The 12,637-nt window shown below is 40.3% G+C and carries 10 protein-coding genes and 1 tRNA gene; 8 read left to right on the top strand and 3 right to left on the bottom strand.

Annotated elements, in window-relative coordinates:
• Positions 1-87 precede the first annotated feature (87 nt).
• Positions 88-837 (bottom strand): 30S ribosomal protein S2, encoded by a 750-nt coding sequence (gene rpsB / locus F944_RS06910; protein ID WP_004988625.1) that lies wholly within the window; start codon positions 835-837, stop codon positions 88-90.
• Positions 838-1,046: 209 nt separating this feature from the next.
• Here rpsB and map point away from each other — a divergent pair, with 209 nt between their 5' ends.
• The 5 genes from map (at position 1,047) to F944_RS06940 (ending at position 5,728) form a co-directional block, all read left to right on the top strand.
• Entirely contained in the window at positions 1,047-1,874 is an 828-nt protein-coding gene (gene map, locus F944_RS06915; RefSeq protein WP_004988627.1) for a type I methionyl aminopeptidase, read from the top strand.
• 214 nt (positions 1,875-2,088) lie between these two features.
• Positions 2,089-3,141: an OmpW/AlkL family protein gene (locus tag F944_RS06925; protein WP_004988629.1), complete on the top strand. Its 1,053-nt coding sequence runs from the start codon at positions 2,089-2,091 to the stop codon at positions 3,139-3,141.
• 133 nt (positions 3,142-3,274) lie between these two features.
• Positions 3,275-4,489 carry an MFS transporter gene (locus F944_RS06930; RefSeq protein WP_004988632.1) on the top strand — a complete coding sequence of 405 codons (1,215 nt, stop codon included), beginning with the start codon at positions 3,275-3,277 and terminating at the stop codon, positions 4,487-4,489.
• Positions 4,482-4,613, top strand: coding sequence for a hypothetical protein (locus F944_RS17385; protein ID WP_004988634.1), 132 nt, complete (start codon positions 4,482-4,484; stop codon positions 4,611-4,613). The genes F944_RS06930 and F944_RS17385 overlap by 8 nt, the downstream gene beginning before the upstream one ends.
• Positions 4,614-4,771: 158 nt before the next feature.
• Positions 4,772-5,728 carry a TauD/TfdA dioxygenase family protein gene (locus F944_RS06940; RefSeq protein ID WP_004988635.1) on the top strand — a complete coding sequence of 319 codons (957 nt, stop codon included), beginning with the start codon at positions 4,772-4,774 and terminating at the stop codon, positions 5,726-5,728.
• Between the two features lie 149 nt (positions 5,729-5,877).
• Here F944_RS06940 and sthA read toward each other — a convergent pair whose 3' ends face one another.
• The gene (sthA, locus tag F944_RS06945; protein ID WP_004988636.1) at positions 5,878-7,293 is read right to left on the bottom strand and encodes a Si-specific NAD(P)(+) transhydrogenase; all 1,416 of its coding nucleotides are present in this window, start codon (positions 7,291-7,293) and stop codon (positions 5,878-5,880) included.
• Between the two features lie 199 nt (positions 7,294-7,492).
• On the opposite strand from sthA, the gene lipA reads away from it, so the two are divergent.
• The 3 genes from lipA (at position 7,493) to F944_RS06960 (ending at position 10,856) form a co-directional block, all read left to right on the top strand.
• Positions 7,493-8,506, top strand: a complete 1,014-nt coding sequence (lipA, locus tag F944_RS06950; RefSeq protein WP_004988637.1) for a lipoyl synthase — start codon at positions 7,493-7,495, stop codon at positions 8,504-8,506.
• A 251-nt stretch (positions 8,507-8,757) separates the two neighbouring features.
• Positions 8,758-10,761, top strand: a complete 2,004-nt coding sequence (locus F944_RS06955) for a transglutaminase TgpA family protein (RefSeq protein ID WP_004988639.1) — start codon at positions 8,758-8,760, stop codon at positions 10,759-10,761.
• Positions 10,762-10,779: 18 nt separating this feature from the next.
• A tRNA-Val gene (locus tag F944_RS06960) sits at positions 10,780-10,856 on the top strand.
• A 141-nt stretch (positions 10,857-10,997) separates the two neighbouring features.
• Here F944_RS06960 and tnpC read toward each other — a convergent pair.
• On the bottom strand, positions 10,998-12,605 hold the full coding sequence (gene tnpC / locus F944_RS06965) for an IS66 family transposase (protein ID WP_004985690.1): 1,608 nt from the start codon (positions 12,603-12,605) through the stop codon (positions 10,998-11,000).
• Positions 12,606-12,637: the final 32 nt, after the last annotated feature.

Raw genomic sequence — 12,637 nt, forward strand, 5'->3', positions numbered from 1 at the left:
TAAGTAAAACCTGGGCCGTTTGCTTTTCGACGCTTTAATTTGCCACCATTACATGTCGCAAAAATGACAAGCTTGCGTCAAAACGCATTAAGCCTCAGGAGCTTCTTTCGCTTCTTCGCCTTTTGCTTGTGCATTCGCTTGAGTTTGAGCGTATTCTTTACCAGCAAGAATTGCATCAGCCATTGCTGAAGCATACAAAGTTACTGCACGGATCGCATCGTCATTACCAGGAATGATGTAATCAACATTGTCTGGGTTTGAGTTCGTATCAACGATACCGATAACAGGAATACCTAAGTTTTTAGCTTCTTTAATTGCAATTGCTTCGTGATCAACGTCAATTACAAATAATGCGTCAGGTAAACCACCCATGTTCTTAACACCGCCTAAAGAACGCTCAAGTTTATCCATCTCACGAGTACGCTCTAACGCTTCACGCTTAGTCAGCTTAGCGAAAGTACCGTCTTGAGATTGAGTTTGAAGGTCTTTTAAACGATTGATAGATTGGCGAAGTGTTTTCCAGTTCGTCAACATACCACCTAACCAACGGTGATCTACATAGGGTTGACCAGCGCGTTGAGCTTGTTCACGGATGATGTTTGAAGCAGCACGTTTTGTACCAACGAACAAAACTTTGTTCTTTTTGCTTGCTAACTGGTTAGCGAAGTTCAAAGCATCATTTAACGCAGGAACAGTATGCTCAAGGTTGATGATGTGAATTTTGTTACGCGCGCCAAAAATGTATTGACGCATTTTTGGGTTCCAGAAACGAGTTTGGTGACCAAAGTGCGCGCCTGCTTGAAGAAGGTCACGCATGCTTACGTTGTATTCTGCCATTTTTCTTTACCTTAAAGTTGGGTTAGGCCTCCATATGTCCAGCATTCTCCACCTTTATAAAAGGCACCCAGAGTAACGTGACGACATATGTGCGGATTTTTCCAGTCCATCAAATTTGTTCGTAAAGGATATTCACGAAAAGCATTTGATAAAATGGGCGGCTATTTATACCATAGACACCTACAAATTACCAAAAGTTTTTAGAGATCATGAATAGTACTTATACAGCCCCTCGCCGATTAATTAAAACTCCTGATGAAATTGAAAAAATGCGCATCGCAGGCAAACTGGCGGCTGAAGTGTTGGACATGATTAAGCCGCATATTGTCCCGGGTGTAACCACGCTTGAACTCGACACCATTTGTCATGATTATATCGTCAATATTCAACAGGCCATTCCAGCATGTTTGGGTTATGGAGCAGCGCCTGGTCGACCAGCGTTTCAGCATGTTATTTGCACCTCGGTCAACCATGTGGTTTGTCACGGCATTCCTTCTGAAAACAAAGTGTTAAAACATGGCGATATTTTAAATATTGATGTCACGGTGATTAAAGATGGTTATCACGGTGATACCAACATGATGTATGTGGTCGGTGGTGAAACTTCTATTCTGGCAAATCGCTTATGTAAAGTGGCTCAGGAAGCTATGTATCGCGGTATGGAGACTGTAAAAGCAGGTTCTTATATTGGTGATATTGGCTATGCGATTCAAAAATATGTGGAATCTGAACGTTTTAGCGTCGTACGTGAATATTGTGGACATGGTATTGGGACTGTCTTCCATGATGAACCACAAGTCTTGCACTATGGTCAAAAAGGTACGGGGATGCAACTTGAAGCAGGTATGACATTTACCATTGAGCCTATGGTCAATGCGGGTGTCTGGCAGACGAAACTTTTAGGCGATAAATGGACGGTGGTCACTAAAGATCATAAATTATCTGCACAATACGAACATACCATTTTGGTGACTGAAACTGGTCTTGAAGTTTTAACTGCACGTCCAGAAGAAGACTTATCACGTTTTCAAAAATAGTTGAATCCTCATCTTTTCTTCATAAAGGCTACATTTTTGTGGCCTTTTTTGTGTATTTTTACAGTATTTATTATGCATATTTTCAAAAAACATACCCAGTATTTCATTTTCATTACATTTATTAATTTTTTTTGAACATTGTAAAAAATAAAAAAGCGTTATGGTGGGCGCATAAAAATTATCTACAAACGTAAATTGGACATGGAGTCCCCTCATGAAAAAGTCTTTGCTAGGAATAGCGACGAGTCTTATTGTACTACCCACTTTATCTTATGCCGACTCACCTTATTTTAGTTTTAAGGATGGCGATGGCTTTAAGCGTTTTTCCGCCTCAATTGGTTGGTTACATGCCATGCCACAAGGAAAAGCCAACAATGTCAATGTGAATACCAGTATTGCTGAAGGAACTACCGCCAAAGTCGGAGAGGTTTCAAAAGATGCTGTACTTGATGCTGCGGTAAAAGATTCAAATCCTCTACTTTATGGTGCTCTGCAACTTCTGCCTTTAGAAACTTTACCGAGCGGTTTATCTGGAACATCAACTATTAATGGATTGTCTAATTGGCAGGCGGATGGAACTGGTCTCGAAGCAGATGATGTTGATACTGTCGGCATGATGTTGAATTACCATTTTACCGATCATGTCTCTCTTGAGGTTAAAGCAGGTATTCCACCCAAAGTGGATATCAAAGGTAAAGGCGATATTTATGCACCCTTGTCAGGATCAGCAGATACTCCATTGGGTTCAATAGATCTTAAAAAAGATATTCACATCACTGATTTAACTCAGGGTGCTAAGGCAGCCTCAGTACGCGCCTGGCTACCTGCCGCAGAATTACATTACCAATTTGGTAAATCAGGTGTAAATAAATTCCGTCCCTATGTAGGTGTTGGGGTGATGTATGCCTATTTTAATGATGTAAAACTGAACTCAGGGATTGAATCAGATCTGGTTGCCGCAGGTCACATGATTCAAAATATTCACGATGGACAAGCTGGTGCAGCATTAGATGGTAAGACATCCTCTGCTGATCCACGAGTAAAGGTCAAAACTACCGATACTTTTGCACCAATTGCAACTTTAGGAGCAACCTATGATTTTAATGAAAATTGGTTTGCTGCGGGTTCAGTGTCTTATTCAAAAATGAATAATGAAGCCAAAATTAGCGTCACTGACAATAATACAGGTAAAGAGTTGATCAATGCGAAAACCAAAATCGATATTGACCCCATCATTACTTATGTTGGTGTCGGTTATCGTTTTTAATCTATTTTTACGATTAAAGCAGCTTCGGCTGCTTTTTTATTAGTGTAACTTTCAAATAATAGAGAGGCTGTATCGAATTTTATAGATTCGTGATCTACAATAGCGCCAAACTATTATTTCTTCGTCGATAAATATGTCCAATCCAAATACTACATTTTCTAAGACCATGATTTATATGCTCATTGGAAGTGCATGTATTTTGGCATTGTCATTAGGTGTACGACATTCTTTTGGCTTGTATTTAGTTCCCATGAGTCACCAGTTCGGCTGGAGTCACCAAGTCTTTAGTCTTGCCATCGCCATGCAAAATTTAATTTGGGGTGCAGTACAACCTTTTACTGGTGCTTTGGCAGACAAATACGGTAGCAAGAAAGTCGTTGCTTGTGGCGGGGTTCTTTATACGCTTGGCTTATTATTAATGGCTTTTAGTTCGACTGGATTATTACTCAATCTCAGCTTAGGCCTGATTTTAGGAATGGCACTTTCCGCAACCTCTTTTTCTGTTTTACTTTCTGCCGTTGGACGAGCAGCCGCTCCAGAAAAACGCAGTATGGCGATGGGAATTGCCAGTGCCGCAGGCTCTTTCGGTCAATTCATTATGCTCCCAACCACCCTATTGTTATTACAACATTTTGGCTGGTCGGCAACTTTAATTATTAGCGCCATTCTAATTGCATTGATTATACCGCTCGCATTGACACTTAATGCCCCTGCTTATCGAGCGCCTAGCTTTAATACTGTTCAACCGAATAAAACCTTTAAAGGAATTTTAACGCTTGCCAAAAACCATAGACCCTTTTGGTGGTTAGCGTTAGGATTTTTAGTCTGTGGCTTTCAAGTCGTATTTTTAGGTGTACATTTACCGGGTTATTTGATTGATCATGGGTTCGATGCCACAACAGGAACTATCTTTTTAGCTTTGGTTGGACTTTTTAATATTTTTGGAACGTATGGCGCTGGCTGGCTTGGCGATCGTTATTCAAAACCTAAATTATTAATGCTTCTGTATGGCTTACGCGGCATCGCGATTATCGCCTTTCTGTTAATTCCGCTTTCTAATATCACCGTTTATGCTTTTGGTATTGTAATGGGGCTACTCTGGTTATCCACCGTACCCTTAACCAACAGTATTGTTGCCAATATGTTTGGTGTTCAATACTTATCTATGCTGAGTGGTATTGTATTTTTCACTCATCAGGTCGGTTCATTTTTTGGTGGCTATCTGGGCGGACTCAATCACGATATGACAGGAAACTACAATGCAATCTGGATGATTTCAATTGCATTGAGTATAGTGGGTGTATGCGTACACTTTTTTGTCACTAAGGAGAGTGTGGTTGATGATTAGTCTAAATTCACTTAAATATCTGGTCGCTTTCTTTGTACTGGCTGCTCTGGTGATGGCAATTTATATGTGGTCAAAAACACCTGAACTTTTTCATTATTTCAATCAGGCATTTTGTCCTCATTAAAATCGGATATTTGTTTATCACAAACACTTAAAAATATATAAAACAAATGGATAGATCAAAAAAATAATCCATCATAAGCTTTGCATTTTTTCTCATTTCAATATGTTGCAGGTCTTTTCTATGCTTGGATAATTCCCAAATAATTAGAGCGATATTAGATGAGCAGCCTAACGCAACTCTCACAAGCCATTCATGATGCACCACGTTGGCATCAGCCAGAATATTTTCAGCATACAGATGAAATCCAAATTGTGGCTCAGAAAGACCAAGCGTTGGGCGCAGTAGTAACAGGGCTTGATGCAAGCAAGGCTCAATCTGGTGAAACTATTTTTAAACTCAAACGTGCATTGGCCGAACATTTAATTCTTATTTTTAAAAATCAACGTTTAGATGATTTACAATTTTTGGCTTTTGCAAGTTATTTCGGTTCAATTTTCCGCCCAAGTAAAGATAACCCAGTGCTAGGCTATGACTTAGAAACAGGTGTCCCACCCGATGTTGTTCCAGTTTCCAATGCGGTTGGTCAGGGTGATTATACTGGTCACGGTGAACTTGCCCCACATGCCGATCATCAGTGGACACCACTTCCCTCGTTTGGCTCTTTACTGTATGCAATTGAACTACCTCAAGATGGTGGAAAAACTTCATGGTTCAATACCATTGCTGCTTATGATGCTTTGGATAAAGCAACCCAAGCTCATGTCGATCAATTACAACTGATTACTTATAATCCTTTTGTTCGTGCGCAAAGCAATAAAGGCTCAGGCAATTATAGCAATAGTCCTTTGTATCGTTTCAAGGATCAACCCATTTTAGGACATGCGTATCCTCACCCATTGGTACGCACCCATCCAGAGACTGGACGTAAAGCACTATGGCTCAATAGTAAAAGTGAAGTTGAATTGGTCAATTATGATGATCAGGCAGGTGCAAAATTAATTGCAGAATTACGCCAGCATCTGGAAAAACCTGAGTTTCGCTATCAACATCAGTGGGAAACTGGAGATATTGTCTTTTGGGACAATCAAGTGACGTTGCATGCTAGAGAGCCGTTCCCAGCCGATCAAAGACGCTTATTGAAAAGAATTAGCTTGGCAGGCAGTCGCCCCTTTTAATAAAAAATCTAAATTGTCATAAAACGATCAAATTTGTCTGTTTTAATAAAAAGAAAAACAAAACAAAAATAATCAGAGGTCATCGCAAAAAAGCCCGTCAAATGACGGGCTTAATTTTATCCAGACCAATATTTTCTAAATATTCGATCTTAGAACAGACGATTTAAACCATTCAACGCAGCCACACGATATGCTTCTGCCATCGTTGGATAGTTAAATGTAGTTTCCATAAAATACTTCATCGAATTATTTGGACTTTGCATGACTGCCTGCCCAATGTGAATAATTTCAGAAGCATTATTGCCAAAACAGTGAATACCCAAAATTTCCAAAGTATCGCGATGGAATAAAATTTTAAGCTCGCCCACCGTATCACCCGTGATTTGCGCACGTGCCAAATGACGGAACGATGACTGACCAACTTCATAAGGAATTTTTTCTTCAGTCAACTGTTGCTCAGTTTTACCAAAACATGAAATTTCTGGAATGGTGTAAATCCCCGTCGGAATATCGGTTACAGGTTTTACATTTTCCTCGCCACTCATATTGGCACCCGCACAGCGACCCTGGTCATACGCCGCAGAAGCTAGCGAAGGCCAGCCGACCACATCACCCGCTGCATAAATATTTTCAGCTTCAGTCTGATATTTTTCATTGACTGCGAGCTGACCGCGACTGTTCGGAGTCACACCCACGTTTTCAAGCCCCAAACCATCTGTGTTGCCTGAACGCCCATTACACCAGAGAATTGCATCAGCTTTGATTTTCTTGCCACTTTGTAAATGCAGAACCACATAATCATCATGAGTTTCCAAATGATCAATTTGTTCATTATGGCGAATTAATACACCTTGTTCACGCAAGTGATAAGACAAGGCATCTGCAATTTCATCATCCAGATAACTCAGTAGTTTTTGTTGCGTATTAATCAAATCGACTTTGTGATTTAAACCAATAAAAATAGAAGCGTATTCACAGCCAATCACCCCCGCACCATAAATAATGATTTTTTGAATAGTGAAATCCAGATCCAGAATTTTATCCGAATCAAACACACGTGGATGTTTAAAATCTAAACCTTGTGGCTGGTATGGACGGCTACCTGTTGCGATGACTAATTGATCAAATACGATCGTTTCCTTGACCCCTTCAGGATTGAAAACGATGACTGTATTTTTATCCTGAATATACGCGCGCCCATGAAACACATCGATATTATTGCGATCATAGAATCGTGTATGCGTCGCAACTTGTTGTTGGATCACACGATGTGCATTACTTAATACCTGTTTCATAGTGAACTTTTTCCATTCACCGACTTTTTGAAACATTGGATCACGTTGATAACGAATAATACTAGAAACAGTTTGACGAAGTGCTTTACTTGGAATCGTACCAACATGAGTACAGTTGCCACCCAGTTGCTCTCGAATATCCACAATTGCAACTCGCTTACCCGCTTTTGCAAGCTTCATTGCCGCGCCTTCGCCCGCAGGTCCTGAACCGAGAACTACCGCATCATATCTAACGAAATTCCCACTAATGACCTCTTTCTTACGTGGCATTTAAAGCTCCTGTGCAATCTAATTATGCTGCTATTTTATAACAAACTATAGCTAATATGCTGTGCAATAATGTATTTCTCAAGCCAATATCTTTGCATAACGACATTTTTTAAATGAATAGTGAATTTGCCCAATTTACGGCTAAGTCCGTTATAATAGTCAAATGAAATCCTCTCGAATCACAGTGGAACAGTTGACTATGTCTGAAAACCGTAAACCAGAACAGGGTGTAAAGCTACGTGGCGCAGAAAAAGTTGCCCGAATTCCTGTAAAAGTTGTCCCTACGGTTGAAGTCCCGCGTAAGCCTGACTGGATCCGCGTAAAAATGACCGCGCCTGAAGAGGTGCAACGTATCAAAACCACGCTTCGTTCGCAAAAATTACATACCGTTTGTGAAGAAGCTGCTTGTCCAAATCTACCAGAATGCTTTGGTGGTGGTACTGCCACTTTTATGATTATGGGCGATATTTGTACTCGTCGCTGTCCATTTTGTGATGTAGCACATGGTCGTCCGAATGCATTGGATGTAGACGAACCACGTCACATGGCGGAAACGATTGCGAACTTAAAACTAAAATATGCGGTGATTACCTCGGTGGATCGTGATGATTTACGTGACGGCGGTGCGCAACATTTTGTGGATTGCATTAAAGAAGCACGTGCTTTAAGTCCAAATACCTTATTAGAAATTCTGGTTCCAGACTTTCGTGGAAGACTAGATATCGCCCTGCGCATCATGACCGAATGCCCGCCAGATGTGTTTAATCATAATATTGAAACGGTACCACGTCTTTATAAAGCCATGCGTCCTGGTTCAGATTATCAGCATTCTTTAAACCTGCTCAAAATGTTTAAGGAATATTGTCCTGACATTCCAACTAAATGTGGCTTGATGGTAGGTATTGGTGAAACTGAAGAAGAAGTGATTTCTTTATTGAATGATCTACGCGAACATGATGTTGACTATGTCACCATTGGTCAATATTTACAGCCTTCTAAACAACATGCGCCAATTGACCGTTTTGTGAGTCCTGAAGAATTTGAACGCTATGCAGAGCATGGCCGCAAACTCGGCTTTAGAAATATCTGGTCGGCACCCATGGTACGTTCAAGTTACTTTGCAGATCGTCAATATCATGGTGAACCTGTACCAGCAGTTCGTCGTAAAGTGGATCCTGCCAAAAAGATTGCAGTTCAAGCGATCGAAGCTTAACCATTTAATCTAATGGATGAAGACCTTTCATAAATGAGAGGTCTTTTTTTCATCTCTGAAATTTTAAAAGGATGATGGATTGATAACGACTTTTGACATAAGACGATGCGATTGCAAAGCGATGGATTAAAAGAGCGTGCCAGCATCATTGATCTTATTGTTTAAATATAAATTTGAAATGGTATAGTAAAAACACAGTACAAGAGATCATTAAAGATGCTGTTTCATTCTATATTTCAAAAGCTGACCTCATGACCTCTGTTGTTTATTTTTGTCTGATCCCATTATTGGTACTGATTTTTACCGCGCAATTGGTTTATATGCCCTTCACTTTGCTCAGTGTATGGGGTGTTATGCTTGTCACCATGATTTGGCGTTATTCACAAGGTAAAATTGTACCCGTTTCAAAATGGATTACTGCTGCATTTGTCTTATGCTGTCTTGCTGCGATTTATATAAAATTTAAAAGTTTTTGGGGTGTAGAAGCTGGCATCGCGTTACTTAGTACTTGTTTATTTGCAAAGTGTTTGGAAAGTAAAAATATTAGAGATTCATTAATTTCCTTTAACTTTGGATTGTTTGTTAGCGCGAGTTTATTTTTACATAGTCAGTCTTTTGTAATGACATGTGCAGTACTTCTTTGCTTAATTTTTTGTTTTATTGGTTTATATCGGATTCAGACCACAAAATTTTTATCACAACACAATAAAAAAATATCCATAAAAAGCGATTTAAAACATGTGACAAAATTTTTAACCATCGCAGTTCCTTTTTTTATTGTGCTTTTTATTTTCTTCCCGCGCCTCCCCCCACTTTGGCGAGTTCCTATAGCATCTGGTCAAGCTGTCACAGGAATGAGTGATCGTATGTCTCCGGGAGATATTGCTCAATTATCACAATCTTCGGCATTGGCTTTTCGGATTCTTAGTGATCTCAAGCAACTTCCACAACGACAGGATATGTATTGGAGAGCGATGGTACTGGATGACTACGACGGTGCAACTTGGACAAATAACGCGATCAATCAAATACCTGTTCATTATGATAATGAACGCTTAAAAGCCATAGATTATCAATATTTGTCAGCTGATCCTCACCAAACATGGATCATGTCACTGGAACATTCCGTTGCAACCGAGTCCGCATATCAAAGCTATGCAGATGGGAGCATAAAAGCACTTCGAATGGTTCAAAGCAATCAGCCTATTCATCTGAGTTGGATAGGTTCAAAAGATTTTAAATATCAAAATGCTGAAACTAATCTTCAACATGCACAACAGCTTAATTTTCCACTCCAACCCAAAACTCAAATATTGGCTAAACAGCTATGGCAACAAAGTCATGCGCAACCTGAACTTTATATCAAGAATGTTTTACAGTGGTATCGACAACAAAACTTCGTTTATACCCTATCACCTGGAATTTTAAGTGGAAGTCGAACGGATCAATTTTTATTTGAAACAAAAAAAGGATTTTGTGAACATTACGCTTCAAGCTTTGTATTGCTGATGCGTTATGCAGGTCTTCCTGCTCGAGTGGTCATTGGCTATCAAGGAGGGCAAATGGCACCTGATGGTCAAAGTTGGGAAGTTCGACAGTTGGATGCTCATGCGTGGAGCGAAGTTTATATCGATGGAATCTGGCAACGTGTCGATCCAACAGCTGCCATTGCACCTCAGCGTGTAGATGAAGGCATGCAACAATACCTACAACAAAATGATCATATTTGGGGTGAGCAAACAGGTCATTTTTGGAAGCAACAGAATTTTAACTTTGTTAAAAACTTAAGGGTCTGGAGTGATTACTTAGGCTATCAATGGCAAAGTAAAGTTGTAGGTTATGATGTCGATCGTCAGAAAAGTTTTTTATCGAAATTAGGTATTTTTTCTATCTATACTTATGCACTGATCATGATAATAACTATTATCGTTTTGGTTGCGCTGTTTGCCGTGTGGCTTTGGTTTAGAAACATAAAGCAAAGGTCTAGAATTGAGCGTGACATTTTAAAGTTTCAGAAAAAGTTACCACAATCTCTCAAAAGATGCACTAGTGAAACCTTTAAACGCTGGATGTTTAGATTAGCGCAAAATGTTCAACAACAAGAGTCTTTTGATGAAATTATAAAAACATATGAAAAACTGACCTTTTCTGGGCAATCTACACCTGAAGACCATATAAAATTCAAGCAATTGCTTAAAGACTGTTCATCTGAATTAAAGCGTGCAGAAAAAACTTGTCATCCTGCTGAAAACTGAATATGATTGCTCACACTTAGGCGTATAGCTCAGTTGGTTAGAGCGCTACGTTGACATCGTAGAGGTCTCCAGTTCGAGTCTGGATATGCCTACCAAGATATACTGATTTAACAGTAGATTAAAGCCCACCTATAAAGTGGGATTTTTTTATTGGTAGTATTTGGAATTGACGAAATCATACTCTAACTGCTTTAGAGTTGTTTAATTAGTAAGCATCCAGTGAACCGCACTTGAATTCAAGCAGGCTTCCAGTTATGCGGCAGCAACTCTTCAATGTCTTTCATTTTATGCGTTGGTAACCTTCTAAGAACATCGGTTAAATAAGCATATGGATCAAGACCATTGAGCTTGGCGGACTGAATTAACGTCATGATATTGGCTGCCCGTTGACCACTTCGCAATGAGCCAGCAAATAACCAGTTCTTACGTCCCAAAGCCCATGGTCGCATTTGATTTTCCACCCAGTTATTACATATAGGCAAATGACCATCATCCAAATAACGGCTTAAGGCAGACCAACGTTTTAGACTGTAATTGATCGCTTTTGCCGTAGGCGAACTTGCTGGTACTTTGAGCTGATGTTGTTTGAGCCAATCATACAGTTGCTGCATGATTGGCTCACTGTCCTGTTGCCTTCGCTGTCGTCGTTGTTCTGCTGTACAGTCTGGAATGTCTCTTAATTCTGCTTCAATTCGGTAAAGCTGTTGAATCATTGATAACGCTTGCTCAGCAATCAAACTTTTACCCGTCACATGCAGCTCATGGAATTTACGACGGGCATGCGCCATACAACCCACTTCAATCATCTGACCTGAGGCAAAACGTGCCTTATAACCACTGTAATCATCACAGACCAGATGACCTTGCCAGCCTTTAAGGAAATCTTCGGCATGTTGACCTGATCGACTCGCTTGAAAGTCATACACGATCGCTTGAATCGAATTGTACTGTGTGGTGGCATAAGCCCAGACATAACCTTTCTTCGGTTTCTTCTCAGCAATCTGCATCACGGTCACAGGCGTTTCATCTGCATGAATCACCTGTTGTTGTAATATGATCTGTTTTAAAGCTTCTGCCAATGGCTCAAGTTCCACGCCGCAACGGCCCACCCAATCAGCTAAAGTGGATCGAGCCAAGTCTACGCCAGCTCGTTGGTAGATCAGTCTCTGACGGTATAAAGGTAAATGGTCCGCATATTTGCAAACCAGTACATGGCTGAGCAGTTCAGGGCTCGCAATGCCTTTATCAATCACATAAGCAGGCATCGGTTCCTGCTTGATGATTTCGCACTGATCACACACCCATTTGCCACGGATATGCTGCTCTTTCATAAACTGTGCGGATTTAAAGGTCAGTTTCTCACTGACATCTTCACCGATACGACGCAAAGTACAGCCACAAGTGCATACTATTGAGGCGGGTTCATGCTCTATACGAATGGTGGCGAGATGATCTGGCAGTGCTCGACGTTTAGGTTTGATTGCCTTGGTTTTATGGGTGTTGGGTTGATCCGCATTCAGTCGTTCCAATTCAAGATCAACGGCTGCGATGTCTTCTTCGACTGCTTCATCTAACAGGCTAATTTGTTTAGCTGTTAAGTGTTCATTCTTCTGAGCGAATTTATGTCGTTTAAACAGAGCAAGTTCATGCTCGTATTTTTGCGTGAGAATGGAAAGATGTTGAACTTTGGCATCTAGGTGTTGATTAGATTGTTCTAACTGTTGTTTTGATGCTTCAAGCTGCTGCTTATCTTCTACAAGTTGCCGATTCTGCACTGCCAACTGCTGGGTAAATTCCAGTAATTGTTCATGGGTCAGTTGGCTTAAATTAGGCAATATATTCATGACCGCAGTATGCCTGAGATCAGGTCAAGGAG

It is taken from the genome of Acinetobacter ursingii DSM 16037 = CIP 107286, assembly GCF_000368825.1.
Lineage (GTDB): Bacteria > Pseudomonadota > Gammaproteobacteria > Pseudomonadales > Moraxellaceae > Acinetobacter > Acinetobacter ursingii.

Coding starts and splice junctions, on each gene's coding strand:
- rpsB (WP_004988625.1), bottom strand. CDS start 837: ATGGCAGAATACAACGTAAGCATGCGTGACCTTCTTCAAGCAGGCGCG.
- map (WP_004988627.1), top strand. CDS start 1,047: ATGAATAGTACTTATACAGCCCCTCGCCGATTAATTAAAACTCCTGAT.
- F944_RS06925 (WP_004988629.1), top strand. CDS start 2,089: ATGAAAAAGTCTTTGCTAGGAATAGCGACGAGTCTTATTGTACTACCC.
- F944_RS06930 (WP_004988632.1), top strand. CDS start 3,275: ATGTCCAATCCAAATACTACATTTTCTAAGACCATGATTTATATGCTC.
- F944_RS17385 (WP_004988634.1), top strand. CDS start 4,482: ATGATTAGTCTAAATTCACTTAAATATCTGGTCGCTTTCTTTGTACTG.
- F944_RS06940 (WP_004988635.1), top strand. CDS start 4,772: ATGAGCAGCCTAACGCAACTCTCACAAGCCATTCATGATGCACCACGT.
- sthA (WP_004988636.1), bottom strand. CDS start 7,293: ATGCCACGTAAGAAAGAGGTCATTAGTGGGAATTTCGTTAGATATGAT.
- lipA (WP_004988637.1), top strand. CDS start 7,493: ATGTCTGAAAACCGTAAACCAGAACAGGGTGTAAAGCTACGTGGCGCA.
- F944_RS06955 (WP_004988639.1), top strand. CDS start 8,758: ATGACCTCTGTTGTTTATTTTTGTCTGATCCCATTATTGGTACTGATT.
- tnpC (WP_004985690.1), bottom strand. CDS start 12,605: ATGAATATATTGCCTAATTTAAGCCAACTGACCCATGAACAATTACTG.